This window comes from Roseitalea porphyridii (assembly GCF_004331955.1).
Lineage (GTDB): Bacteria > Pseudomonadota > Alphaproteobacteria > Rhizobiales > Rhizobiaceae > Roseitalea > Roseitalea porphyridii.
On record NZ_CP036532.1, the window covers coordinates 2231839 to 2257566 of the forward strand.

The 25728-nt window shown below is 67.7% G+C and carries 25 protein-coding genes and 1 riboswitch; of the genes, 16 read left to right on the plus strand and 9 right to left on the minus strand.

What is annotated here, in order from left to right; all coding sequences use genetic code 11:
- The first annotated feature begins 10 nt into the window (after window positions 1-10).
- From fdhD to E0E05_RS10955, 9 genes are all read left to right on the plus strand, one after another.
- The gene (fdhD, locus tag E0E05_RS10915; RefSeq protein WP_131616737.1) at window positions 11-910 is read left to right on the plus strand and encodes a formate dehydrogenase accessory sulfurtransferase FdhD; all 900 of its coding nucleotides are present in this window, start codon (window positions 11-13) and stop codon (window positions 908-910) included.
- Window positions 903-1544, plus strand: a complete 642-nt coding sequence (gene mobA / locus E0E05_RS10920) for a molybdenum cofactor guanylyltransferase MobA (protein ID WP_131616738.1) — start codon at window positions 903-905, stop codon at window positions 1542-1544. The genes fdhD and mobA overlap by 8 nt, the downstream gene beginning before the upstream one ends.
- Entirely contained in the window at window positions 1544-2095 is a 552-nt protein-coding gene (mobB, locus tag E0E05_RS10925; protein WP_131616739.1) for a molybdopterin-guanine dinucleotide biosynthesis protein B, read from the plus strand. The genes mobA and mobB overlap by 1 nt, the downstream gene beginning before the upstream one ends.
- A complete protein-coding gene (locus E0E05_RS10930; protein WP_131616740.1) occupies window positions 2092-3375 on the plus strand; it encodes a molybdopterin molybdotransferase MoeA in 1284 nt (427 codons plus the stop codon). Before mobB ends, E0E05_RS10930 begins: the two co-directional genes overlap by 4 nt.
- Window positions 3372-3995 carry a cytochrome b gene (locus E0E05_RS10935; protein WP_131616741.1) on the plus strand — a complete coding sequence of 208 codons (624 nt, stop codon included), beginning with the start codon at window positions 3372-3374 and terminating at the stop codon, window positions 3993-3995. The genes E0E05_RS10930 and E0E05_RS10935 overlap by 4 nt, the downstream gene beginning before the upstream one ends.
- 142 nt (window positions 3996-4137) lie before the next feature.
- Window positions 4138-4917 (plus strand): ABC transporter substrate-binding protein, encoded by a 780-nt coding sequence (locus E0E05_RS10940; RefSeq protein WP_039724162.1) that lies wholly within the window; start codon window positions 4138-4140, stop codon window positions 4915-4917.
- 92 nt (window positions 4918-5009) lie between these two features.
- Window positions 5010-5720 (plus strand): ABC transporter permease, encoded by a 711-nt coding sequence (locus tag E0E05_RS10945; RefSeq protein ID WP_039724161.1) that lies wholly within the window; start codon window positions 5010-5012, stop codon window positions 5718-5720.
- Window positions 5717-6550, plus strand: coding sequence for an ABC transporter permease (locus E0E05_RS10950; protein WP_131616742.1), 834 nt, complete (start codon window positions 5717-5719; stop codon window positions 6548-6550). The genes E0E05_RS10945 and E0E05_RS10950 overlap by 4 nt, the downstream gene beginning before the upstream one ends.
- 131 nt (window positions 6551-6681) lie before the next feature.
- Window positions 6682-7566 carry an NAD(P)-dependent oxidoreductase gene (locus E0E05_RS10955; protein ID WP_131616743.1) on the plus strand — a complete coding sequence of 295 codons (885 nt, stop codon included), beginning with the start codon at window positions 6682-6684 and terminating at the stop codon, window positions 7564-7566.
- A 7-nt stretch (window positions 7567-7573) separates the two neighbouring features.
- Here the strand turns inward: E0E05_RS10955 and E0E05_RS10960 are convergent, their stop codons facing one another.
- The 3 genes from E0E05_RS10960 to E0E05_RS10970 all read right to left on the minus strand — a co-directional run bounded on the left by E0E05_RS10960 (window position 7574) and on the right by E0E05_RS10970 (window position 9329).
- Window positions 7574-8044, minus strand: a complete 471-nt coding sequence (locus E0E05_RS10960) for an Lrp/AsnC family transcriptional regulator (protein WP_131616744.1) — start codon at window positions 8042-8044, stop codon at window positions 7574-7576.
- A 69-nt stretch (window positions 8045-8113) separates the two neighbouring features.
- Window positions 8114-8734, minus strand: a complete 621-nt coding sequence (locus tag E0E05_RS10965) for a uracil-DNA glycosylase family protein (protein WP_131616745.1) — start codon at window positions 8732-8734, stop codon at window positions 8114-8116.
- Window positions 8727-9329: a thermonuclease family protein gene (locus E0E05_RS10970; protein ID WP_244598070.1), complete on the minus strand. Its 603-nt coding sequence runs from the start codon at window positions 9327-9329 to the stop codon at window positions 8727-8729. Before E0E05_RS10970 ends, E0E05_RS10965 begins: the two co-directional genes overlap by 8 nt.
- Before the next feature lie 147 nt (window positions 9330-9476).
- Here E0E05_RS10970 and E0E05_RS10975 point away from each other — a divergent pair, with 147 nt between their 5' ends.
- Window positions 9477-11003, plus strand: coding sequence for a sensor histidine kinase (locus E0E05_RS10975; protein ID WP_131616747.1), 1527 nt, complete (start codon window positions 9477-9479; stop codon window positions 11001-11003).
- A gap of 12 nt (window positions 11004-11015) precedes the next feature.
- Here the strand turns inward: E0E05_RS10975 and cobT are convergent, their stop codons facing one another.
- Entirely contained in the window at window positions 11016-12032 is a 1017-nt protein-coding gene (gene cobT / locus E0E05_RS10980) for a nicotinate-nucleotide--dimethylbenzimidazole phosphoribosyltransferase (RefSeq protein WP_428977576.1), read from the minus strand.
- On the opposite strand from cobT, the gene E0E05_RS10985 reads away from it, so the two are divergent.
- Genes E0E05_RS10985 through E0E05_RS10995 form a run of 3 tightly spaced genes read left to right on the plus strand, consistent with a single transcriptional unit; the run spans window position 11986 to window position 13877 of the window.
- Complete coding sequence (locus E0E05_RS10985; protein ID WP_428977577.1) at window positions 11986-12900, plus strand: adenosylcobinamide-GDP ribazoletransferase; 915 nt, start codon at window positions 11986-11988, stop codon at window positions 12898-12900. The two genes, cobT and E0E05_RS10985, sit on opposite strands and share 47 nt — an antisense overlap.
- 50 nt (window positions 12901-12950) lie before the next feature.
- Window positions 12951-13178, plus strand: coding sequence for a DUF1289 domain-containing protein (locus tag E0E05_RS10990; protein ID WP_131618003.1), 228 nt, complete (start codon window positions 12951-12953; stop codon window positions 13176-13178).
- A 6-nt stretch (window positions 13179-13184) separates the two neighbouring features.
- Window positions 13185-13877 carry a TIGR02281 family clan AA aspartic protease gene (locus tag E0E05_RS10995; RefSeq protein WP_131616750.1) on the plus strand — a complete coding sequence of 231 codons (693 nt, stop codon included), beginning with the start codon at window positions 13185-13187 and terminating at the stop codon, window positions 13875-13877.
- Window positions 13878-13880: 3 nt separating this feature from the next.
- Here E0E05_RS10995 and E0E05_RS11000 read toward each other — a convergent pair whose 3' ends face one another.
- The 3 genes from E0E05_RS11000 to E0E05_RS11010 form a co-directional block, all read right to left on the minus strand.
- Complete coding sequence (locus tag E0E05_RS11000) at window positions 13881-14705, minus strand: sulfite exporter TauE/SafE family protein (protein WP_131616751.1); 825 nt, start codon at window positions 14703-14705, stop codon at window positions 13881-13883.
- Window positions 14706-14804: 99 nt separating this feature from the next.
- On the minus strand, window positions 14805-15815 hold the full coding sequence (gene dusA / locus E0E05_RS11005) for a tRNA dihydrouridine(20/20a) synthase DusA (protein ID WP_131616752.1): 1011 nt from the start codon (window positions 15813-15815) through the stop codon (window positions 14805-14807).
- Between the two features lie 138 nt (window positions 15816-15953).
- Window positions 15954-17435, minus strand: coding sequence for an NAD-dependent succinate-semialdehyde dehydrogenase (locus tag E0E05_RS11010; RefSeq protein ID WP_131616753.1), 1482 nt, complete (start codon window positions 17433-17435; stop codon window positions 15954-15956).
- A gap of 217 nt (window positions 17436-17652) precedes the next feature.
- Window positions 17653-17740: riboswitch (glycine riboswitch) on the plus strand.
- 142 nt (window positions 17741-17882) lie between these two features.
- Here E0E05_RS11010 and gcvT point away from each other — a divergent pair.
- The 3 genes from gcvT to gcvP are packed head-to-tail and all read left to right on the plus strand — an operon-like array spanning window position 17883 to window position 22243.
- Window positions 17883-18992 (plus strand): glycine cleavage system aminomethyltransferase GcvT, encoded by a 1110-nt coding sequence (gene gcvT, locus E0E05_RS11015; protein WP_131616754.1) that lies wholly within the window; start codon window positions 17883-17885, stop codon window positions 18990-18992.
- A gap of 18 nt (window positions 18993-19010) precedes the next feature.
- Window positions 19011-19370 (plus strand): glycine cleavage system protein GcvH, encoded by a 360-nt coding sequence (gcvH, locus tag E0E05_RS11020; protein WP_131616755.1) that lies wholly within the window; start codon window positions 19011-19013, stop codon window positions 19368-19370.
- Window positions 19371-19399: 29 nt separating this feature from the next.
- Window positions 19400-22243 (plus strand): aminomethyl-transferring glycine dehydrogenase, encoded by a 2844-nt coding sequence (gene gcvP / locus E0E05_RS11025; protein WP_131616756.1) that lies wholly within the window; start codon window positions 19400-19402, stop codon window positions 22241-22243.
- A gap of 18 nt (window positions 22244-22261) precedes the next feature.
- Here gcvP and E0E05_RS11030 read toward each other — a convergent pair whose 3' ends face one another.
- Together E0E05_RS11030 and pcaQ are read right to left on the minus strand one after the other, a co-directional pair.
- Window positions 22262-24676 carry a heavy metal translocating P-type ATPase gene (locus tag E0E05_RS11030; protein ID WP_244598071.1) on the minus strand — a complete coding sequence of 805 codons (2415 nt, stop codon included), beginning with the start codon at window positions 24674-24676 and terminating at the stop codon, window positions 22262-22264.
- A gap of 113 nt (window positions 24677-24789) precedes the next feature.
- Window positions 24790-25728, minus strand: a complete 939-nt coding sequence (gene pcaQ / locus E0E05_RS11035) for a pca operon transcription factor PcaQ (RefSeq protein ID WP_131616758.1) — start codon at window positions 25726-25728, stop codon at window positions 24790-24792.

The following is a 25728-nucleotide window of genomic DNA, read 5'->3' on the forward strand; positions in this document are numbered from 1 at the left end:
TGATCGGACGATGAGTGCGCTGACCAAACCAGACGCGGGGACCGGCTATCTGATCGCGCCCGATCCGGATGCGCCGGGCCTGTCGACCACGGTGACCGGCCACGACCAGGACGGCAATCCGGTCGAAACGCGCGTGGTCACCGAACGGCCGCTGACGCTCTATCTGAACCGCCAGGAGATCGTCACCATGATGACGATCGGCGATCATCCGGACCTTCTGGCCGTGGGCTATCTGGTCAACCAGAACATGCTGCGGGCCGACGACGAGATCACCGCGATCGACCATGACGAGGAACTGGACGTGGTCGTCGTGCGCACCGCGCGCGAAACCGACTACGAAACGGTTCTGCAGAAGAAGGTGCGTACGTCCGGCTGCGCGCAGGGGACCGTCTTCGGCGACGTCATGGACGGGTTCGACCGGATTGCCCTTCCGCAGGACGCGGTGCTGCGCACCTCGTGGCTGCACGCCCTCACAAGGGCGATCAACCTGACGCCCAGTCTTTACCTGGCGGCCGGCGCCATCCATGGCTGCGTCCTGTGCGAGCGCGACCGGCCGCTCGTCTATTTCGAGGACGTCGGCCGCCACAACGCCGTCGACAAGGTCGCCGGCTGGATGCGCATGAACGGCGTCGATGGCGGCGACAAGATCTTCTATACGACCGGCCGGCTGACTTCGGAGATGGTGATCAAGACGGTGATGATGGGCATTCCCGTGCTGGTTTCGCGGTCCGGGTTCACCGCCTGGGGCGTGGACCTCGCGCGTCAGGCCGGCCTGACCCTGATCGGACGCGCCCGCGGCAAGCGGTTCACCGTGCTTTCGGGCAACGACCGGATCGTCCGGGACATGGACTGGTCGAAGGTCGCCGACGATGCCCCCGAGCACAGGCGCAAGGGCGCGCGCGATGACTGACCTGACCGCTGGCAAGAAGACGATCCTCGGCGTGGTTCTGGCGGGCGGCCAGTCTCGCCGCATGGGCGGCACCGACAAGGCGCTCGTCCCGCTGGCCGGCCGGCCGCTGATCGCCCATGTCGCCGGGCGCCTGGCGCCACAGGTCGATGCGGTCGCCATCAACGCCAATGGCGATCCGGCGCGGTTCGAGGAAACCGCCCTGCCCGTCTTCGCCGATACGGTCGCGGGCCATGCCGGCCCGCTCGCCGGCGTGCTTGCGGCCATGGACCATGCCGCGCGGCATCATCCGTCCGTGACCCACGTCGCCACGGCCGCAACCGACACGCCGTTCTTTCCCGAAGACCTCGTTGCGCGGCTTTCGGCGGCGGCAACGACCGCCAACACGATCGCCATGGCCACCTCGGACGGCCACCGCCACCCCGTCTTCGCGCTCTGGCCCGTCGCCCTTGCCGACGATCTTGGCGACTGGCTTGAGACGTCCGATACGCTCAAGGTGATGGCCTTCGTGCAACGCCATCACCTCGCCGAGGTCGACTTCCCCGTCGGCCGCGACGGCACCGATCCGTTCTTCAACATCAACACGCCCGACGATCTGGCCCGCGCCGAAACGTTCATGCGGCAGGGGGCGGCCTGATGCGTGCCCTTCCGCCCCGTTTCGGCATCGTTGGCTGGAAGGACACCGGCAAGACGACGATGACCGCACGGCTCGTTCAGGAACTGGTCCGGCGCGGCTACCGGGTCGCGACGGTCAAGCGCGCCCACGCCGCCTTCGACATCGACCGGGCCGGCACCGACAGCCATACGCACCGGATGGCGGGCGCCGCCGAGGTGGCGATCGTCTCCCGCAACCGCTGGGCGCTCATGCACGAGAACGAGAGCGGCGAGGACGAGGCGACCCTGGACGAGATTATCGAGCGCCTGTCGCCCTGCGATGTCGTGCTGGTCGAAGGCTTCAAGGCCGAACGCCATCCGAAGGTCGAGATGCGCCACGCCGCCAACGCCGCCGCGCCGATGCTGGCCGATGACGATCCGGCGATCGTCGCACTCGTCTTCGATGAGGTGCCGCCCGAGGCGACCCGCTTCGGTCGCCCCGTGTTCCAGCGCGATCAGGTCGGTGCGATCGCGCAACTGGTCGAGGAAGCGTGCGAACTTGCCGGACACGCCAGGCGGACAGCGACGCGATGAGCACGGCACGCAAGCTGATCGACGATTGCTTCGTCCATGACAGCGGGCGCATGCGCCATGACGACGTGCTGGCGCTGCTTGCGGACCGTCTTGCGCCCGTCGCCGGCGTCGAGACCGTGCCCGTCATCGAAGCCGCCGGGCGCATCGCCGCGTCCGATGTGACCGCGCCGATCCACGTCCCCCGGAGCGACAATGCCGCCGTCGACGGGTTCGCCTTCTCGCACGCCGATTACCGCGAACGCGGCGGCCGCCTCGTGCCGGCCGCACGGATTGCCGCCGGGACCCTACCCGATGAGCGGCTCCCCGCCGGCGCGTGCGCACGCATCTTCACCGGCGCGCCGATGCCCGAGGGCGCCGACACGGTCGTGATGGAAGAGGATTGCCTGGTCGAGACGGACGGCACGATCCTCATCCCGGAGGGCCTGAAGGCCGGCGCCAACCGGCGGCTCGCCGGCGAGGATTTCCGCCCGGGCGATCCCGTCCTTCGCGCCGGCGAGCCGCTCCGCCCGCAGGATCTTGCAGCCCTTGCCGCGACCGGACACGACGAGGTAGCGGTGCGCGCGCGGCTGCGCATCGCGATCCTGTCAACCGGCGACGAGATCATCGAGCCCGGCCGGCCGGCGCACCGGGCACAGGTCTACGACTCCAACCGGCCCATGCTGCTGTCGCTCGCCACCGCGCCGGCGACCACTGTTACCGATCTCGGCCATGTCGGCGACGATGCGGACGAACTGCGCCGCACGATCGCCCGCGCCGCCGGGAACCATGACCTGATCGTCACGTCCGGCGGCGCCTCGCGCGGCGCCGAGGACCACATGCTCGACGTGCTCGATCGCCTCGGACGGCGTCATCTCTGGCAGATCGCCGTCAAGCCGGGCCGGCCGATGATGTTCGGCCAGATCGGCGACACGGTGCTGATCGGTCTGCCCGGCAACCCGGTCGCGGTGCGCGTCTGCTTTGCGCTCTATGCGCGCGCTGTGATCGGCCACCTTGCAGGCGCGGCGTTCTCGCGACCGACCGGCTATCCGCTGCCCGCCGGCTTCGAGATTGCCAGGAAGAAGACCGGCCGGCGCGAGTTCCTGCGCGGCTGGGTCGCCTCCGACCCGGAGACCGGCAAGCTGGTCGCGCACAAGTTCCCGCGCGACGGATCGGGGCTCGTCTCGGGTCTTCAGGCGGCCACGGGGCTGATCGAACTCGACGAGGAGACGAGCACGGTTGCGCGCGGCGATGCGGTGCGCTTCATACCCTTTGCCGAAATGGCCCTGCCGACAGGAACATGAACCAGCCGATGACCCTTGATGCGATCGACACCGGCGACGAGGAGGCCGAGGCCTACGCCGAACGGCCGTCCGGCCCGCCCCACAGTGCCGAACGGCGGCCCCTGCCCGCAGACCGGTTCGGCGGCTACACGGCGCTGTCGATCACGCTTCACTGGCTGACCCTTGTCGTGATCGCCATCCTCGTCGCCGCCTGGTTCGTCGACCGGCCCGACCTGCATCTGGTGGCCGGTATCGTCGCCGCGCCTGTTCTGCTGGTCCACGCCGTTCGCCGCTTCGCGCGTGGCTTTCCGCGCGCGCCCGACGAGCCGGCGGCCACGGCGCTGATCGCCCGCCTGGCCATCCTCGTCATGCTCGCCGCCATGATCGTGCTCGCGGTGTCCGGCCTTGCGATGCCGCTCGCGGCCGGCCTGCCGGCGACGGTGCTGGGCATCGCATTGCCCATCCTGCCCTGGCCGGCAAATCCGGCGATCGCGAACGTCGCAGCGACCATCCATGTCGGGGCGGCGATCGCTCTGGCCGGCGGGATCGGCGTGCACCTGCTGGCGGCGATCGGCTACGGCGCCCGCGGCATGCATGCGGTCACCGCGCGCGTCGTCCGCGCGATCCCGGCGGGGCGGTAGCGCTCCGCCCCTGACACCCAACCGTCATTTTCGGTTGCAAAGCGCTTTGACATCGGGAAGTGTTGCCGCCAATGCCCGCCCGGAGCGGCGGGCGCCCAACCGCCCGCGCCCGGCGCGGGCCACGCGTGACAAGAGGTATTCCATGCGTTCGACCAAGACAATTCTGGCCGCGGCCACGACCCTTGCGCTGTCGCTCGGCGCCGCCCAGGCCCAGGACCAGATGCAGATCAAGATCGGCACCGAAGGCGCCTACCCGCCCTTCAACACGCTCGAGGCCGACGGCACGCTGACCGGCTTCGACATCGATATCGCCAAGGCACTGTGCGAGGAAATGAACGCTGAGTGCGAATTCGTCACCCAGGACTGGGACGGCATCATCCCGGCGCTGGTGGCCGGCAAGTTCGACGCGATCATCGCGTCCATGTCGATCACCGAGGAGCGCAAGCAGACCGTCGACTTCACCAACAAGTACTACAACACCCCGCCGGCGATCGCCGTGCCGAAGGATTCCGACATCGAGGCGGCGACCGACGAGGCGCTCGCCGGTCGGTCGATCGGCGCCCAGTCGGCGACCACCCATTCGAACTATGCCGAGGAGAAGCTGTCCTCGGCCGATCTTCGCCTCTACCCGACGCCGGACGAGTACAAGCTCGATCTCGCTTCGGGCCGCATCGACGCGGTGATCGACGATGTGGTGGTGCTGTCGGAGTGGCTCGACACCGAAGACGGCGCCTGCTGCAAGATCCTCGACACGCTGACGCCCGATCCGGTGATCAACGGTGAAGGCGCAGGCATCGCCGTCCGCAAGGGCGAGGATGAACTGCGCGAAGCCTTCAACGCGGCGATCGAGGCGATCCGCGAGAACGGCACCTATCAGGAAATCAACGACAAGTATTTCGCGTTCGACGTTTATGGCGGCTGACCGCCGGACCTGAACCCTGAAACGGAAAATGGCGGGGACGGCCTGTCTCCGCCCTTTTCATATCCGCCCGCATGCGCGTGAAATGATTGCCGATGGAAGCACTGGGCTACCTCGCATTCGGTGACACCGGCTGGAGCGACGAGATCGCCGGCGGCGTCCTGATCACCGCGTCGCTGGCGCTGGCGACCCTGCCCATCGGCCTTGCCATCGGCTTCTTTCTCGCCCTCGCAAAACAGTCGCGCGAGGAAACGCTGCGGCTTGCCGCCGACGTCTACACGACCATCTTTCGCGGCCTGCCCGAGCTTCTGACCATCTTCATGGTCTATTACGGCATGCAGATCGGCATCCGGCAGCTTTCGCTGGCGCTCGGCTTCGAGGGCGGCTTCGAGATCAACGCCTTCATCGCCGGCATGATCGCGCTCGCGGTCGTCTTTTCCTCCTTTGCGAGCGAGGTGTTCCTGTCGGCGTTCCGCGCCATTCCAGCCGGCCAGTACGAGGCCGGCGACGCCCTCGGCCTCAGCCGCTGGCAGACCATGCGCACGATCATCGCCCCGCAGCTCATCCGCATCGCCCTGCCCGGCCTGGGCAATCTGTGGCTGATCCTTCTCAAGGACACCGCATACATCTCGGTGATCGGCCTTTCGGACATCATGCGCCAGGCCGGCATCGCCGCGCGCGTGACCAAGGAAGCGTTCCTGTTCTTCGGCATCGCCTGCCTGCTCTATCTGACCCTTGCCGTGCTCTCCTCGGTGGTCTTCTCGCGCATCGAGCGCGCCGCCCGACGCTCGGAGGCGCGGGCATGAGCGTGGTCCGCGAAGCCCTGTTGCCGCCGCAGCCCGCGCCGCCCGATATCGACCGGCGCTGGACGCGCGCCCGCATTGCCGGCCATCTTCTGATGACCTTCTGGGTTACCGCCGGCGTCGCCATGGTCTGGTGGCTGATCGGTGCCTGGGACATCGACTTCGTCGAGCGCTACCTGCCGCGCTATCTCGAGGGCCTTCAGACTACGCTGACGCTGGTCGCCATCTCGATCGTGCTCGGCGCGGGGCTGTCGCTGCCGCTGGCCTTCATGCGCATGTCCGACAACCGTCTCGTCGGCGCCGTCGCCTACGGTTATGTCTATTTCTTCCGCGGCACGCCGCTGCTCGCCCAGCTCTTCCTGATCTATTACGGCTTCGGCACGTTCCGGGCCGAACTGGAGGCGGTCGGCCTTTGGTGGTTCTTCCGCGATGCCTGGAACTGCGCTCTGTTCGCCTTTACGCTGAACACCGCCGCCTACCAGGCCGAAATTCTGCGCGGGGCGATCGAAAGCGTTCGGCCGGGCCAGTGGGAGGCGGGCTCGGCGCTGGGGCTGCGGCCCATCCAGACGTTTCGCAAGATCGTCATGCCGCAGGCGATGATCGTCGCGCTGCGCCCCTACGGCAACGAGATCATTCTGATGATCAAGGGGTCGGCCGTCGTCGCGCTGATCACCGTGTTCGACCTGATGGCAGTGACGCGCCGCGCCTTCTCCAACACCTTCGATTTCCAGACCTACATCTGGGCCGCCGTCTTCTATCTGCTGATCGTCGAGACCGTCCGCATTCTCTGGAACCGGCTCGAAAAGCGCCTGACCCGCCATCTCGAGCGCTGAATCGGCGTGTGAAGCTCCCGAATCATTCTCGCAACGGTTCCGCCTAAGCGATTCCGGCGCCAGCGCTTTCCGGCTTTGCGGCGGCGCGGTCGCGCGTTATGTCGGGGTCCGGACCAAACGGGAGACAGGCAATGGCGAAGACCGCTTTCATCGGGCTCGGCGTGATGGGCTACCACATGGCTGCGCATCTGAAGAACCGGGGCGGCCACGACGTCACGGTCTATAACCGTACCGCCGCCAAGGCCGAGCAATGGGTCGCCGAGCATGGTGGCGCCCGGGCCGACACCCCCGCGGCCGCGGCCGAAGGCGCCGATTTCGTCTTCGCCTGCGTCGGCCGCGACGAGGATCTTTGGCAGGTCACCATGGGCGAGGACGGGGCCTTCGCCACGATGGGCAAGGGCGCGGTCTTCATCGACAACACAACAGCTTCGGCCGACATCGCCCGCAAGCTCGACGCCGCCGCCACCGAGCGCGGCTTCGGCTTCATCGACGCGCCGGTTTCCGGCGGCGAGGCGGGCGCGGTCAATGGCGCGCTGACGGTCATGTGCGGCGGCGGCGAGGAGACCTTTGCCCACGCCAGACCGGTCATCGAGAGCTATGCCAAGATGGTGGGCCTGATGGGGCCGGCCGGCAGCGGCCAGCTCACCAAGATGGTCAACCAGATCTGCATCGCCGGGCTGGTCCAGGGGCTTTCCGAGGGCATCCATTTCGCCAAGCGCGCCGGGCTCGATGTCGAGCAGGTCATCGGCGTCATCTCGCAGGGCGCCGCAGGCTCCTGGCAGATGGAGAACCGCCACAAGACGATGGATGCGGGCAAGTACGACCACGGCTTCGCCGTCGACTGGATGCGCAAGGACCTTCAGATCGTACTCGCCGAAGCCGACCGCAACGGCACCGCGCTTCCGGTCACGGCCCTGGTCGACCAGTTCTACAAGGACATTCAGAACATGGGCGGCAACCGCTGGGACACCTCGTCCCTGCTCGCCCGTCTGCAACGGATCGCCGGCGACGGTTGACCCGCGCCTATTTGTCGACCGGCAGATAGTCGAGCGGCATTTCGGTGGTGAACTTGATCTGCTCCATGGCGAAGGTCGAGGAGACGTCGCGGATCTCGATCTTCTCGATCAGCCGCTTGTAGAACGCGTCGTAGGCCGGAATGTCGGGCACGACCACACGCAGCAGATAGTCGACATCGCCGCTCATCCGGTAGAATTCGACCACCTCGGGGAACTGCACGATCACCTCTGCGAAGCGCCTGAGCCATTCGGTCGAATGCGAATTGGTGCGGATCGAGACGAACACGGTCACGCGCGCATTGACCTTTTCCGGGTTGAGGATTGCCACGCGTCGATCGATGACGCCTTCTTCCTCAAGCTTCTGGATGCGCCGCCAGCATGGCGTCGTCGACAGGCCGACCTTTTTGGCGATGTCGGCGACGGCGATGGTCGAGTCTTCCTGCAACAGGCGCAGGATCTTGCGGTCGAGACGGTCCATGGCTGGAATATCTTTCTATGAGAAGCGCCAACGGCCCCATAGAACAGAAAATTCATCTCGCCAAGGCCATCACAGACGTTTGTGAACCGCCTGGCGCAGGACGGGAAGCAGGTCGGTCTCGAACCACGGGTTGCGCTTCAGCCATGCGGTGTTGCGCCAGGACGGGTGCGGGATCGGAATAACGGGGTAGGCCTTGTCCGGCAGCGCCTGATAGTCACGCCAGGCGGCCACGGTTTCCGTGAGCGTCTTCTTTCGGTGCGGGCCCAGATGGTAGGCCTGCGCATACTGGCCCACGGCGATGACCAGTTCCAGCTGGCCCATCGCGGCGAACAGATCGTCGTGCCAGGTGCGCGCGCATTCGCGGCGCGGCGGCAGGTCGCCGCCCTTGGCGTCGAGCCCGGGAAAGCAGAAGCCCATCGGCACGATCGCCAGCCGGTCCGGATCGTAGAACGTCGCCTCGTCGACATCGAGCCAATGGCGCAGCCGGTCGCCCGAAGGGTCGGTGAAGGGCCGGCCCGAGGCATGCACGCGCGTGCCCGGCGCCTGGCCGCAGATGGCGATCTTCGCCTTCGGCGAGACCACGCAGACCGGATTGGGCTCGTGCGGCAGCGGTTTGCCGGTCGGAGCGTCGCGGCAGATGCGGCAGGCGCCGATCGCAGCCGTCAGTTCGGCAAGTCTGTCTTCACTCATTGTGTCCGCTCCAGCCGACCAGCGCCCGCGCGCGCCTGACGAATGCCCCCGCACCGCCCGCCGGCACGCTTTCTCCGGTCTCGGCGGCCACCCGCCTGCGCCAGTCGGCGGGCCGTTCGAACTCCCACGCCCACAGGCCGCGCTTGTCGCCGCGTGCCCGCGCCTCTGCCCGTTCGTGATCGCCATAGGCGACGGCCCAGCCGGATGCCACCATCGCTTCGTTCAGATCGGTCGCCGTCGCGCCCGCCCCGGCCCTGCAATCGCCGAGAAACCGGCCGTAGCGGTCCGTGTCATGGCCGATGCAGGCAACCGGACGCGCCGCGATCAGCGTCTCCAGATAGGCTGACGACAATCGTCCGCAGGCATGTTCGGCGCCGTCGCCGCCGATGCACAATTGTTCAAGTTCGGGCGCGTCGATGCCCCGCAAGCGTACCGGTTCGCCCATCAGCCGGATCGTGTCGCCATCGGTCACGACGGCCGTTCCCTCGAGGGTCCGGCTGTTCCAGTCCTGCAGCGCGGCCGCAGTGACCGTGACCGCCCCGATCAGCAGCGCCGCGGTCACGAGATCGCGAACCCGTCTGCGCCCGCGTCCCATCAGGGGCACGCGATCGGCTCCGACGAGGCGGGTGCGCCAGTTCGAACTATCGTGAAGGGAGTCTTAACGAATGCGCTCCTATCTTCGTTTCGATGGCCGAACCGCGCCCGGCCGCCTCGATCGAAACGCGAAAAGCCCAGCCAGTTCATGACGGTGCTCGAACGACCGGACAAGACGATCGTCGACCGTCGCAAGTCCGGCCCCAACCAGGACCTGCGCCGCACGTTGCGCAAGACGCGCGACAAGCTGGCGCAGATGGGCCGACCCGATCGCGAATTCGACCTCGAACTGCTCGCCCTGCATGCCAACGCGCTGATCTCGTCGATCGCCGCCGTGCCGCTGCTCATCATCCTGACGGCGTTTGCCGGCTTTTCGGCCGGGTTCGATACCAACATCGTCATCTGGGCGGTCATCGCCAATCTCCTTTACGTCGGCATGGGCTATCTGTCCAAGCGGTTCCTTGGCCAGAAGGAGCAGGCCGACCCCAGGCGCTGGCGGATGATCTTCCTTGTCGCGCACGGCGTTGCGGGCTTTTCCTGGACCTATTTCGCGATCAGTTCCTGCGCCGCCTGCGGTCCGGACACGGCGCTGTTCTTCAAGGCCTCGGTGCTGCTGATCGCGATCGCGGCCACGGCGACGATCTGCTATGCGATCCGCTTTTCGATCCTGGCCGCCTTCACCCTGCCCGTCGCGCTTTTCGCGATCGTCAACTTCGACACCACGCCCAACACGCTGCTGGCGATCGCCATGGTGGTCTGCGCGCTCCTGTTCTTCTCGTTCGTCGCCGAACGGCTTCAGAAATCGTCGATCGCCTCGATCGCCTATCGCGCCGAAAACATCGCACTGATCGCCGAACTGGAAATGGCCAAGTCGATCTCCGACGAGGCCCGCCGGCGCGCCGAGGATGCCAATCTCGCCAAGTCGCGTTTTTTGGCCTCGATGAGCCACGAACTGCGCACGCCGCTCAATGCGATCCTGGGCTTCTCCGAGGCGATCACCAGCGAGATGCTGGGACCGATCGGCAACGAAAGCTACCGGAGCTATGTCGGCGACATCCACGCTTCGGGCAAGCACCTGCTCAACCTGATCAACGAGATCCTCGATCTCAGCCGCATCGAAGCGGGCAAGTACGAACTGCGCGAGGAAGCGCTTCGGCTCACCCACGTCGCCGAGGATTGCATGGCGCTGGTGCGCATGCGCGCCGCCCAGAAGCAGATCACCGTCAAGCCGGTCTTCCAGGACGGTCTGCCGCGCCTTCTGGCGGATGAAAAGGCCGTCCGGCAGATCATCCTGAACATGCTTTCGAACGCCATCAAGTTCACGCCCAATGGCGGCCAGGTCGAACTGAAGGTCGGCTGGACCGCGTCCGGCGGTCAGTACGTGACGGTCAAGGACGACGGCCCCGGCATTCCCGAAGACGAGATCCCGGTGGTTCTGGCCGCCTTCGGTCAGGGATCGATCGCCATCAAGAGCGCCGAACAGGGCACCGGCCTGGGCCTGCCGATCGTCCAGGCGCTGCTTGCCATGCATGGCGGCGCGTTCACGCTCAAGTCCAAGCTGCGCGAGGGCACCGAGGCGATCGCCATGTTCCCGGCCGCCCGGGTCATGCAGCCGCTACCCGCCGAACCGGTCGACACGCGCGGTGCCCGTCCGCCCCGCCGCATGGTCGCGTGATGGCCACGCCGATCAGCCGTCCTTGCCGCTGATCCCGGCCTGCTCGAAAGTCGCCATCCCCGAATGGCACTGCGCCGCCGCCTTGACGATGCCGGCGGCGAGCGCCGCGCCGGTCCCCTCGCCCAGCCGCATGCCGAGATCGAGGAGCGGCTCCATGCCGAGCCGTTCGACCAGCCGACGATGGCCGGGCTCGGCCGACACATGGCCGATCAGGCAATGGTCGAGCGCGGCCGGGTTGGCCGCGTGCAGCACCGCCGCCGCGCTCGTCGACACGTAACCGTCGATGATCACCGGAATGCGCTCGACCCGCGCGGCAAGGATCGCGCCGGCCATCGCCGCGATCTCGCGGCCGCCGAGCCGCCGCAGCACTTCGAGCGGGTCCTTCAGGTGCGCCCCGTGCAGCGCGACCGCGCGCGCGACGGCGTCGGTCTTGCGCGCCACGCCCGCCTCGTCCGCGCCGGTACCCGGCCCGACCCAGTCCGCCGCCTCGCCGCCGTAAAGGCCGTGGCAGATCGCCGCCGCAATGGTGGTGTTGCCGATGCCCATCTCGCCGATGCACAAAAGGTCGGTGCCGCCCGCAATCGCCTCCATGCCGAACGCCATGGTCGCGGCGCAGGACCGCTCGTCGAGCGCGGCTTCCTCGGTGATGTCGCCGGTCGGCATGTCGAGCGCCATATCGAACACCTTCAGGCCGAGATCGTGGGCGATGCAGATCTGGTTGATCGCCGCCCCACCGGCGGCGAAGTTCTCGACCATCTGCGCCGTCACCGAGGCCGGAAAGGGCGACACGCCCTTGTTCGTGACCCCGTGATTGCCGGCGAACACGGCGACCAGCGGCCGCGTCACCGCCGGCGGTCGGCCGGTCCATGCGGCGAGCCATTCGGCAATCGCCTCGAGCCGGCCCAGCGAGCCGGCCGGCTTGGTCAGCGTCGCCTCGCGGGCACGCACCGCTTCGGCCGCCCCATCGTCGGGGCCGGGCAGGTTGGCGAGCAGTGCGCGAAAATCATCGAACGGCAATCCTGAACTCAAGACCATCTCCCTCATGCTTTGCCGGGCACTTGCCTGCCCGCGGACGCCGTGTAAAGCGATCATCATGTCCCGGCAGACTTCGTCACAGATCAGCGAGATGTTTGCGCCTGACGCCGTCATGCGTGCGCTCGGGTTTCTGAGCCGCCTGCCGGTGCCGGCGCGCTTCTTCAACGAACCAGGCAAGCCGCCCGCCGACGACGCGGCCGCCTATCCGCTGGCCGGCGTGGTGATCGCCCTGCCCGGCGCGCTCGTGCTGCTGACAATCGGTGCGCTGGCCGCCCCGCTGCTCGCCGCCGCACTTGCCGTCCTGACAACGATCGCGCTGACCGGCGCGCTGCACGAGGACGGCCTTGCCGATGCAGCCGACGGGTTCGGCGGCGGCGCAAGCCCCGAACGGCGCCTTGCCATTATGAAGGACTCGGCGATCGGCGCCTATGGCGTGATCGCCATCGCCGGCTCGTTGCTGCTGCGCATCGTATCCCTCGCCGCGATCGCCCAGGCCGCCTCACCGCTCGCTGCCGCGCTCACCTTCATCGCCGCCCATGGCGTGGCGCGGGCCGCCATGGTCTGGCATTGGACCAGGCTCGCGGGCGCGCGCCCGGGCGGCACCGCCGATGCCGCCGGCCAGCCGACGCCGGATGCCATGAACGCCGCCCTGCTCGCGGGCGGCGCCGTCTTTCTGCTCGCGGCTGTCCTGCCTGCGGGGCTGGGCGCCGCGGCTGTCGCGGGCCTGCTCGTGCTCGCTGCGACAGCCGGCTTCGCAAGGCTATGCCGACGCATGATCGGCGGCCATACGGGCGACACGATCGGCGCTTCCGAGCAGATCGCCGAGGCGGCGATGCTGATCAGCCTTGCAATGGCGCTCTGAACGCCCAGATCATGGCGAGCGCCACCCGAGACCCATCAATGTCCGAACCCATCGAATCGCCGTGCATCCTCGTCTGCTCGATCGACATGGCGACCGGCTATTGTCACGGCTGCGGGCGCACGCGCGACGAGATCGGTGCGTGGACGGTTCTGTCGCCCACCGACCGCCGGGCGATCATGGAGACGCTGCCCGCGAGGCTTGAGACGATCGATAAGAAGCCGCGCCGCGAGACAAGGCGCCAGCGCATCGCGCGGCTCAAGGCGCAGGGCGGAACCTGACCGGCCATGTTCTTCGTCGTTCTGAGCATCATCGCCGCCGCGCTCGTCATCCTGTTCCTCGCCGGCGACACGACGGCGATTGCCGGCATGAGCGGGGACCAGCTCGCCAGCGTCGTATTCCTTGGCCTGATCGGCACGACACTGGCCGCGAGCATTCTCGCCGGCCGGCAGCGGATCGGCAGTCTCCTGCAGCAGATCGCCCTGTGGGTGGCGATCATTCTCGCGCTCGTCGTCGGCTATGAATACCGGTTCGAACTGCAGGAGATGGCGAGCCGCGTCTCCTCCGGCGTCGTGCCCGGCGCGCCGGTCTCGGCGACCGACGACAATGGCCGGCAGACCGTCTCGATCACCCGCAACAGGCGCCATTTCGCGACCCAGGCCGAGGTCAACGGCACGCCGCTGCGCTTCATCATCGACACCGGCGCATCCTCGGTCGTGCTCACGCACGAGGCGGCCGAACGGATCGGCATCGATATGGACGGTCTGACGTTCCGCGTGCCGGTGATGACGGCGAACGGCATGGCGAGCGCCGCGCCTGTACGGCTCGACGAGATGCGCGTCGGCGGCATCGTGCGCGGCGACATTTCGGCCCTGGTCGCCGAGGAAGGCCAGCTCTTCGAGAACCTGCTCGGCATGAACTTCCTCGACACGCTCAGCGGCTTCGAGGTGACCGGCAACCGGCTGATCCTGCGCGAATGACGCTCACCCGACCCAGACGCTGAGCGCAAAGCGCAGCGCGACCACCAGCATGAAGACGCCGAACGCCAGTTCGAGCTGGCGCTTTTCGAGCCGGTGCGCGATGCGCACGCCCAGTGGAGCCACGGACAGCGTCACCGGGATGATGATCGCGACCGCGATCCAGTTGACGTAACCCGTCGAGAGCACCGGAAGCCCACCGGCGCCCCAGCCCGCCCAGATCGCGCCGAGGACGCCCGGAACCGAGATCAGGACGCCGACGCCCGCCGATGTCGCCACCGCCTGGTGGATCGGCCGCCCGTAGAGCGTCATGAACGTGTTGTTGAGCACGCCGCCGCCGATGCCCATCAGCGTCGAAAGGAAGCCGATGACGCTGCCGGCAGTGAAGCGCCCTGCAACCCCCGGCAGATCGGCGCCGATCTGCCAGTCCTTCCGGCCAAAGATCAGCTTGAGCCCGACGAGCACGGCCAGCGCCGCAAAGACGATGCGCAGCCCGGCGCTGGAGATCGACGCGAACACCAGCGCGGCGATCAGCACGCCGGCGGGCACGGCGATCAGGTATGTGCGCAAAAGGTCCATGTCCACCGCGCCGCGCGCCCGGTGCGAGGCGAACGAGCGCAGCGAGGTCGGCACGATCACCGCCAGTGAGGTCCCGACCGACAGGTGCATCCGGACGGCCTCGTCGACGCCCAGAAGGCCGAAGACCTGAAAGAAGACCGGCACGAGGACCGCGCCCCCGCCGATGCCGAAGATGCCGGCCAGAAGTCCGGCGACCGCGCCGGCCGCGGCGAGCGCGACGGCAAGGATGGCGATGTCGGCGATTTCGGGCACGGCGGCATGCTCCGGCGGTCGATGATGCCACCTATTGGGGCCGGTCGGTTGTCTTCCACAAGCCGATATACGGCGCGAACGGTTCGGTGTGACCGTCTTCTAGGCGGCCGCAAGCGCCCCTTCGCCGGCGACCAGCTTGAGCCCCTCGCGAAGCACCGCGCCGGTCGCGCCCGGCCTGACCGCCTGTTCGGACAGGTGCCGCCGCCAGGCCCGCGCGCCGGGCCGGCCATGAAACAGGCCGACCATGTGGCGCGTGAGGTGGCTGGCGCGCCCGCCTTCGGCGACGTGCCGGTCGACATGGTCCGCCATCGTCTCGACCACTTGGGCCAGATCGGGCGATGGAAATCGCTCGCCATGAACGCGCCCGTCGACATCGGCGAGAACGCCCGGCGTCTGGTAGGCGGCGCGGCCCAGCATGACCCCGTCCATCACGTCAAGATGCTCGGCCGCCTGATCGAGGTCGGCAATGCCGCCATTGATGCCGATGAAACGGTCGGGATGGTCCGCCTTGAGCGCGTGCACGAGCGGATAGTCGAGCGGGGGCACGTCGCGGTTCTCCTTCGGGCTCAACCCTTCGAGCCAGGCCTTGCGGGCATGCACCCAGAGCGCGTCCGCGCCCGCATCGATCGCCTGCTCCGCGAGCGCCCACAGCGCTTGGCGCGGCTCCTGATCGTCGACGCCGATCCGGCACTTGACGGTGACCGGAACGGCGCCGGCGGACTTCTTCATCGCCGCGACGCAGCGCGCCACCAGATCGGGCTGCCGCATCAGGCAGGCGCCGAACGTGCCAGACTGGACCCGGTCGGAAGGGCAGCCGACATTGAGGTTGATCTCATCGAAACCGTGATCGGCGCAGATGCGCGTCGCTTCGGCCAGCTTTTCGGGATCGCTGCCGCCAAGCTGCACGGCGAGCGGATGCTCCGCGGGATCGAAGCGCAACAGGCGCGCGCGATTGCCGTGGATCACCGCGTCGGCGACGACCATCTCCGTGTAAAGCAAAGCACGGCGCGAAAGCTGCCGGTGGAACAGCCGGCAATGCCGGTCCGTCCAGTCCATCATCGGCGCGACGGCGAGTATCTTGTCGTTGTCATACACTGGCTTGCGGCGCATCTGGCGTGCCCTGCCCCGGCTGTGGGTGGCCGAGGCAGAACGCGGAACGGAGATTTTCGACCGCATGCGGCGCGAACGCGGCGGCGATCGTTTCGATCTATCTAATGGCGATGGCGTCCACCGTCAAAACGGCGTGCCTCAAACCCCGCCCAGGCAGACATATTTCATCTCCAGATAGTCGTCGGCGCCGTATCGGGAGCCTTCGCGGCCAAGGCCGGACTGCTTGACCCCGCCGAACGGCGCGCCCTCGTTCGAAATGATGCCCGTATTGACGCCGATCATGCCGTATTCGAGCGCCTCGGCGACCCGCCAGACGCACGACAGGTCACGGGCGTAGAAATAGGCGGCCAGACCATAATCGGTCGCGTTGGCCTGCTCGATCACCTCCTCGACGGTCTCGAACCGGAACAGCGGCGCGACCGGCCCGAACGTCTCCTCGCGCGCGAGCTTCATGTCGGCGGTCACGTTGCGCAGCACGGTCGGCTCGTAGAACAGCGCGCCGGCGTTCGAGCGGCTGCCGCCGGCGACCAGTTCGGCGCCCTTCGACAGCGCGTCGGCGACGTGGTCCTCGACCTTGGCGAGCCCGTCCGCATCGATCAGCGGGCCCATGTCGACGCCGTCGACGAACCCGTCGCCGGGCCTGAGCGTGCGCGCCGCTTCGGCGAACTTGTCGGCGAACGCGTCATAGATCCCGTCCTGCACATAGATGCGGTTGGCGCAAACGCAGGTCTGGCCCGCATTGCGGTATTTGGACAGGATCGCCCCCTTGGCCGCCGCGTCGAGATCGGCATCATCGAAGACGATGAACGGGGCGTTGCCGCCCAGTTCCAGGCTGAGCTTGAGGATGTGGTCGGCGCCCTGCCGCATCAGGATGCGGCCAACCTCGGTGGACCCCGTGAAGGACAGCTTGCGCAGCCGGGTGTCGGCGCACATCGCCTTGCCGATCGCCGGCCCGTCCATGCCGACGATCAGGTTGAACAGCCCGGCGGGCAGGCCCGCCCTCTCGCAAAGCCGCGCCAGCGCGATCGCCGAAAGCGGCGTCTGCTCGGCCGGCTTGGCGACGACGGCGCAACCGACGCCCAGCGCCGGCGCCATCTTGCGCGCCAGCATCGCGCTCGGAAAGTTCCACGGGGTGATCATCCCGACCACGCCGATCGGCTGCTTGAGCACGAGCACCCGCTTGTCGCCCTGCTGGCCCGGCAACACGTCGCCCTGAACGCGCCTCGCCTCCTCGGCGAACCATTCCAGATAGGCCGCCCCATAGCGCACCTCGCCCTTGGCCTCGCCGAACGGTTTGCCCATCTCCATCGTCAGGATCGTTCCCAGATCGTCGACATGGGCGAGGATCAGATCGTGCAGCTTGCGCAGCGCCGCCGAACGCTCCTTTGCCGTCCTGGCGGCCCACGCCTTCTGGGCACGATAGGCCGCCCCGATGGCTTCGGCGGTTTCCGCCGCGCCCATGTCGGGCAGCGTGGCGATCTCCTCGCCGTTCGCCGGGTTGGTCACCGCAAAGGTCGCGCCGCCGGGGACCTGCTCGATCCAGCGCCCGTCGACCAGCCCGGCCGCGGGCAGCAGGTCCGGATCGGCGAGCCTCGAAAGCAGTGCGTCGGAAATGGCCATCTTCGTCTCCAGCATATCGGTCCGATGCCGGCGGCCACCGCACGCCCTCTCCTTGGCGGTGGGCGCGGGGCCTGCCAGCGGCGACCGGCATAGCCACGCAGACAGTCGGCGATCAAGCGCGGACATGTGTCGATTGAACCCGCCCGCCCGAGGCGCGGCCTCGCCGCTGCGCGCTGTTGCGCCTTGACCGCCAACCGCATTTCGCCGTAGCACTATCTCCGTCGCGTTGGGAGAATCCGGCTCTGCCGGTGCCGAAGGAGCAACCGCCCCGGTAAACTCTCAGGCCCAGGGACCATCGCGACGCTGAACTCTGGAGAGTGGCCAAGGCTTTCGCCGGCGGCCCGCCGACGGGATAACGATCTCAGGCACAAGGACAGAGGGGGCATCATCGGGCGCGTCCGTGCCCAATCGATGATGCCGGATCGCCGGCACGACCTGGGAAGACGCATGCCGGAGCTTGAACGCACACCCCTTTACGATCTGCATGCAGAACTTGGCGCCAAGTTCGTGCCGTTCGCCGGATACGAGATGCCGGTCCAGTATCGCCTCGGCGTCATGAAGGAACATCTGCACACTCGGACGAAGGCCGGCCTGTTCGATGTCAGCCACATGGGCCAGGTGATCCTGCGCGGCGACGATGCGGCGGCACAGCTCGAAATGCTGGTCCCGGCGAGCATCGTCGGCCTCAAGGAAGGCCGTCAGCGCTATGGCCTTTTCACCAACGAGGCCGGTGGCATCGAGGACGATCTGATGATCGCCCATCGAGGCGACCACCTTTTCCTGGTCGTCAACGCGGCCCGCAAGCAGGCCGACATCGCCCACATGAAGCGCCATCTCGGCTGTTCGGTGGAGCCCGTCGACAACCGCGCGCTGCTCGCGCTGCAAGGCCCGGCCGCCGAAGCGGTGCTCGCGGCGATCGCGCCTGCCGCGGCCGACATGCGCTTCATGGACGTGATCGTCACGGACACCGACCATGGCGAACTGTGGATTTCCCGCTCGGGCTATACCGGCGAGGACGGCTTCGAGATCTCGGTCTCCGAAGACGGTGCCGAGGCCCTCGCCCGCGCGCTTGTCGCCGACGACCGGGTCGAGCCGATCGGCCTTGGCGCCCGCGACAGCCTGCGGCTCGAGGCCGGGCTGTGTCTTTACGGCAACGACATCGATGCGGCGACGAGCCCGGTCGAAGCAGGTCTTGAATGGGCGATCCAGAAGGTCAGGCGCACGGACGGCGAACGCACCGGCGGCTTTCCGGGCGCCGATCGCATCCTCGCCGAACTGGAGAACGGCGCCGACCGCCGGCGTGTCGGGCTGCTGCCCGAGGGCCGCGCACCGATGCGCGAGGGCACGCAGCTGTTCGAGACCGAAGAGGCGGCCGGGCCGGTCGGACACGTCACCTCCGGCGCCTTCGGCCCGTCGGTCGGACGCCCCGTTTCCATGGGCTATGTTCCGACCGGACTGGCACGAACCGGCACGCGCCTGTTCGGCGAGGTGCGCGGCAAACGCCTGCCGGTGACAATCGCCGACATGCCCTTCAGACCATCCACCTACAAGCGTTGAGCACAGGGACACCGAACGATGAAATTCACCGAAGACCATGAGTGGCTGCGCGCCGAAGGCGATCTGTTCGTCGTGGGCGTGACCGAGTACGCGGCCGAGCAGTTGGGCGACGTCGTCTTCGTCGAACTCCCCGAGGAAGGCCGGACGGTCAAGAAGGACGAGGAGATCGTCGTCATCGAGAGCGTCAAGGTCGCCTCCGACATCAAGGCGCCGCTCGACGGCACCATCGTCGCCGTCAACGAGAAGCTCGCCGACGCGCCGGCCTTCGTCAACGAGGACCCGCTGGGCGACGGCTGGTTCTTCAAGCTGCGCGTCGACGACCCGTCCGCCGTCGAGGCCTTCATGGACGAAGACGCCTACAAGGCGATGATCGCCTGACCACAGTCTCAACCACGGGAACCGCACCGATGCCGTTCAGCCCGACCGACTACGAGCCCTATGATTTCGCCAACCGCCGCCATATCGGCCCCTCGCCCGAGGAAATGGCCGAAATGCTTGCCGTCGTCGGCGCGGACAGCTTGGACGCACTGATCGATGAAACGGTGCCCGCCTCGATCCGCCAGGACGACCCGCTCGACTTCGGGCCGGCCCTGTCCGAGCACGAGCTTCTGTGGACGATGCGGCAGATCGCCCGCAAGAACCGGCTCGTCACGTCGATGATCGGCCAAGGCTATCACGGCACGGTCACGCCGCCGGCCATCCAGCGCAACATCCTCGAAAATCCGGCCTGGTACACGGCCTACACGCCCTATCAGCCCGAGATCAGCCAGGGCCGGCTGGAAGCGCTGCTCAATTTCCAGACCATGGTCTCCGATCTGACCGGCCTGCCGGTCGCCAACGCCTCGCTGCTCGATGAGGCAACGGCGGCGGCCGAAGCCATGGCGATGGCGCTGCGCACGGCCAAGTCGAAGGCCAGGCGCTTCTTCGTCGACGAGAACTGCCATCCGCAGAACATCAACGTCATGCGCACAAGGGCCGAACCGCTCGGCATCGAAATCGTCAAGGGCGCGCCCGAAGACCTCGATCCGGGAACCGTGTTCGGCGCGATCTTCCAGTACCCCGGCACCCATGGCGACCTGCGCGATTTCTCGGCGCAGATGACCGCGCTGCACGAGAACGGCGCGATCGGCACGGTCATCGCCGACCCGATGGCGCTTCTGCTGCTGAAGGAACCCGGCGCGATGGGCGCCGACATCGCGGTGGGTTCCACGCAGCGTTTCGGCGTGCCGATGGGTTTCGGTGGGCCGCATGCCGCCTACATCGCCTGCTCGGACGCGCTCAAGCGCGCCCTGCCCGGCCGGCTCGTCGGCGTCTCCATCGACAGCCACGGCAGCAAGGCGTATCGGCTCTCCCTGCAGACGCGCGAGCAGCATATCCGCCGCGAAAAGGCGACCTCGAACGTGTGCACCGCCCAGGCGCTGCTCGCTGTGATGGCGGGCTTCTATGCCGTCTTCCACGGGCCCAAGGGCCTCAAGGCAATCGCGCAGCGCATCCACGGCCGTATGGTTCAGGTCGCCGAAACGCTGCGCGCGGCAGGATTTGACGTCGAGCAGGAACGCTATTTCGACACGATCACCGTCCGTGTGGGCGCCATGCAGCCCGTGCTGATGCAGGCCGCGCTCGACCGGCGCATCAATCTGCGCCGCCTCGGCGATGACAGGATCGGCATCACGCTCGACGAGACCACCCGCGCAGAAACGATCGAGCGGCTGCTGAGCGCGTTCGGGCTTTCGGCCGACGCCGCCGCCGCTAACGACGGGTTTCGCCTGCCCGACGACCTCGCACGCCGGAGCGACTATCTCACCCACCCGATCTTTCATCTGAACCGGGCGGAAACCGAGATGGTGCGCTACATGCGCCGGCTCGCCGACCGCGATCTTGCGCTCGATCGGGCGATGATTCCGCTCGGTTCGTGCACGATGAAGCTCAATTCGGCTGCCGAGATGATGCCGATCACCTGGCCGGAGTTCGCCAACATCCACCCCTATGCGCCGGTCGACCAGACCGAGGGCTATCGCGAATTGATTTCGGATCTGTGCGACAAGCTGTGCGCGATCACCGGCTACGACGCCATGTCGATGCAGCCCAATTCGGGCGCGCAGGGCGAGTATGCCGGCCTGATGACGATCCGCGCCTGGCACAAGGCGCAAGGCCAGGACCACCGCGACATCTGCCTGATCCCGATCTCGGCGCACGGCACCAATCCCGCCTCGGCGCACATGGCGGGCATGGAGGTGGTCGTGGTCGCCTCGTCCGAGAACGGCGACATCGACCTCGACGATTTCCGCGCCAAGGCCGAAGCGGCCGGCGACCGGCTCGCCGCCTGCATGGTCACCTATCCGTCGACCCATGGCGTGTTCGAGGAAACGATCCGCGAGGTCTGCGCCATCACCCACGAACATGGCGGCCAGGTCTATCTGGACGGCGCCAACCTCAATGCCATGGTCGGCCTGTCAAAGCCCGGCGAGATCGGCGCCGATGTCAGCCATCTGAACCTGCACAAGACCTTCTGCATCCCCCATGGCGGCGGCGGTCCGGGGATGGGACCAATCGGCGTGAAGGCCCATCTGGCGCCGCACCTGCCCGGCGATCCGGTCACCGGCGAAGGCGCGGTCAACGCCGCCCCGTTCGGCTCGGCCTCGATCCTGCCGATCTCCTGGGCCTACATCCAGATGATGGGTGGCGACGGGCTGACCCAGGCGACCAAGGTGGCGATCCTGAACGCCAACTACATCGCCAAACGGCTCGAAAGCGCCTATGGCGTGCTCTTCAAGGGGCAGAACGGCCGCATCGCCCACGAATGCATCCTCGACACCCGCCCCTTCCAGAAGAGCGCCCAGGTGAGCGTCGACGACATCGCCAAGCGGCTGATCGACAACGGCTTTCACGCACCCACGATGAGCTGGCCGGTGGCAGGAACGCTGATGGTCGAGCCCACCGAAAGCGAGACCAAGGCCGAGCTGGACCGGTTCTGCGAGGCGATGCTGTCGATCCGCGCCGAGATCGCCGAGATCGAAGACGGCGCAATGGATGCGGCCAACAACCCGCTGAAGAACGCCCCGCACACGACGGCCGACCTGATCGCCGAGTGGGACCGGCCGTACAGCCGCGAACAGGGCTGCTTTCCGCCCGGCGCCTTCCGCGTGGACAAGTACTGGCCGCCGGTCGGACGCATCGACAACGCCTATGGCGACCGCAACCTGGTCTGCACGTGCCCGCCGGTCGAAGAGTACCGGGAGGCGGCCGAATAGCGCCGCCGCCCGGTTTCGTTACATCATCGGCGCGGTGAAGCGGCGCAGCCGCAGCGCGTTGCCCAGAACGAAGATGCTGGAAAAGGCCATCGCGCCGGCCGCGAAGATCGGCGACAGCAGCACGCCGAACGCCGGATAGAGCACGCCTGCGGCCACCGGGATCAGCGCCGTGTTGTAGGCGAACGCCCAGAACAGGTTCTGGCGAATGTTGGCAAGCGTTGCCCGCGACAGCGCGATCGCATTCGGCACACCCTTCAGGCTGCCCGACATCAGCACCACGTCTGCCGCCTCTATGGCGATGTCGGTGCCTGTGCCGATGGCGATGCCGATATCGGCCTCGGCCAGCGCCGGTGCGTCGTTGATGCCGTCGCCAACGAAGGCCAGCATGCCATGTTCGCTCTTCAGGCGCTTGACCGCGTCGACCTTGCCGTCGGGCCGCACCTCGGCGATCACCTCGTCGATGCCGAGCTGGCCGGCGATCGCCTCGGCCGTGCGCTTGTTGTCACCGGTGATCATCGCGACCTTCAGACCCAGATTATGCAGCGCCGCGATCGCCTCGGGTGTGGTTTCCTTGATCGGATCGGCGACCGTCACGATCGCGGCGATCTTGCCGCCGATCGCGGCATAGAGCGGCGTCTTGCCCTCGCCGGCGAGCCGGTGCGCGGTCTGCGAGAACGCTGCCGCATCAAGGCCCAGTTCGGCCATGTAGCGGTCCGCGCCGATCTGAACGGTCTTTCCCTCGACCTCGGCGAACACGCCCGATCCGGTCACTGAGTCGAAACCGGTCGCTTGTGGTACGTCGATCTTCTCGGCCTCGGCCGCCTCGACGATGGCGCGCGCGATCGGGTGTTCGGACTTCGCCTCGACGGCCGCGATCGCGGCCAGCACGCCGGCGCGCTCAAAGCCCTCGGCGGTCTCGAGATCGGTCAGAGCCGGCCGGCCCTCGGTCAAGGTGCCGGTCTTGTCGAGCGCGACGACGCGCGCTTCCTTCAGGCTCTGCAATGCATCGCCCTTGCGGAAGAGGACGCCCATCTCCGCGCCCCGGCCCGTGCCGACCATGATCGAGGTCGGCGTCGCCAGCCCCATCGCGCACGGGCACGCGATGATCAGGACGGCCACCGCATTGACGAGGCCGAAGGTCAGAGCCGGTTCTGGCCCGAACACGAGCCAGACCAGGAACGTCAGCGCCGCGACGACCATCACCGCCGGCACGAACCACATGGTGACCTTGTCGACCAGCGCCTGCACCGGCAGCTTGGACCCCTGCGCCTGTTCGACCATGCGGATGATCTGCGACAGCACCGTGTCGGCGCCCACGGCCGTCGCCCGGAAGGCGAGCGCACCGGTCTGGTTGACCGTGCCGCCGACCAGTTCGGCCCCATCCGACTTGGCCACCGGCACCGGCTCGCCGGTGATCATCGATTCGTCGACATAGCTTTCGCCCTCGGTCACCGTGCCGTCGACCGGCACGCGCTCACCGGGCCGGACCTCGATCACGTCGCCGGGCACCACGTCGCCGATGGCGACGTCCTCGGTGCCGCCGTCGCGCCGTACGCGGGCGGTCTTGGCCTGAAGGCCGACGAGCCGCTTGATGGCCTCGGAGGTGCGTCCGCGCGCCTTGGCTTCCAGGTAGCGACCGAACAGGATCAGCGTGACGATCACCGCCGCCGCCTCGTAATAGACATTGACCGTCCCTTCGGGCAGCACCTGCGGCAAGAAGGTGGCGACGACCGAATAGGCGAACGCCGCCGACGTGCCCACCGCAACCAGCGCGTTCATCTCGGGTGCGCCGCGCAACAGCGCCGGAAAGCCGTGCACGTAGAAGCGCCGGCCCGGGACGGCGAGCACGATCGTGGTCAGCACGAACTGGATCAGCCAGCTCGCCTGCATGCCGATCGTTGTCATGATCAGATCGTGCACGCCGGGCACCAGATGGCTGCCCATCTCCAGCGCGAACACCGGCGCGGTCAGCACTGCCGCCAGGATCGTGTCGCGCTTCAGCCGCGCCGCCTCGTCGCCGCCGCCATGGTCGTGGTCATGGCCGGCCGAACTCGGGGCGTTTGCGGCCCTGGCCTCATAGCCCGCTGACGCGACCGCTTCGGTCAGCGCATCGACGTCGGCCGTGCCCGTCACGGTTGCGCGCTCGGAAGCGAAATTCACATTGGCCTCGCGCACGCCGGGCACCGCGCGCAGCGCCTTTTCGACGCGGCCCACGCAGGACGCGCAGCTCATGCCCTCGATCGCCAGTTCGGTGGTCGCCTCGCGCACGCCATAACCGGCGTTTTCGACGGCCCGCGCCAGATCGGCGCGCTCAACCGGTTCGGCCAGTGCGACCTCGGCGGTATTGGTGGCGAAGTTGACCGACGCGCCGGCGACGCCGGGCACCCCGTTCAACGCCTTCTCGACGCGACCGACGCACGAGGCGCAGTTCATGCCCTCGATCGGCAGCGTCACGGTTTCGCTCGGATGGCTCTTGTGCGGCGCGTTCACGATGCGCTCCTTTCATTGTCCTGAAGCGCAAGATGGGCCTTCCAGTCTCTGGAAGGTCAAGGGGGCGACGCCAACCTACCGCTCTGGTCCGCCTGCAGGGCTGCCGCGACCGCCCTGCCGAACAGCTGCACCGAGGGTGGGCGTTCCTCGTCGGCGCGCACCATCAGCCCGACCGGGCCAGCGGTGAGCGTCGTGTCGACAGGCAGACGGACCAGCCGGCCCGCCTCGAGATCCTGTGCGACCACGCCGGACGAGATGATCCACACCGCATCGGACTGCATCACGAGACTGCGCCCGAACGCGCCCGAGACCGATTCGATCGCCCGGGGCGGCTCGGCCATGCCGTTGGCGATCATCAGCCGGTCGACAAGCGGCCGGATCGCCGCGCTGGTCGGCGGATAGATCACCGGAAAGGCGGCGATCCGCGTTAGGTCCGCGCTGCCGGCCAGCGGATGGCCCGGCCGCACGACGAGCGCCACATGCTCAAGATAGAGCTGCGTGAACGTCAGCGACGCCATCGTCTCGGGCGGTCCGAGCCGGCCCACCACGACATCCAGATCGCCGCGCCGCAGACGGTCGACCAGGAACTCGTGCGGCCCGTCCTGGACGGTCACGGCAACCCCCGGCGCGAGTTCGGCAAAGCTCCGTACCGCCCGCGGCAGCAGCGCCGCCGCGACGCTCGGCAGCGCCCCGATCCGAATGCCGGCCGGCTCGCCTGTCTTCATGCGATCAAGCCGCGCCATGCCCTGCTGGATCGCGTTGAGCCCCATCTGCGCGAAATGCAGAAACACCTCGCCCTCCGCCGTCAGCGCCACCCCGCCCCGGTTGCGCGTCAGAAGCGGCGCGCCGACCATTTGCTCGAGCTCGGCCATCGTGCGCGAGATCGCCGGCTGGGTCAGCGCGAGCGCGTCCGCCGCCTGCTTGAAGCTGCCCAGCCGGACGATTTCGCAGAAGCTCTTCAGATGGCGGAGCTTGATGCGCCTGTGGCCTTCCAT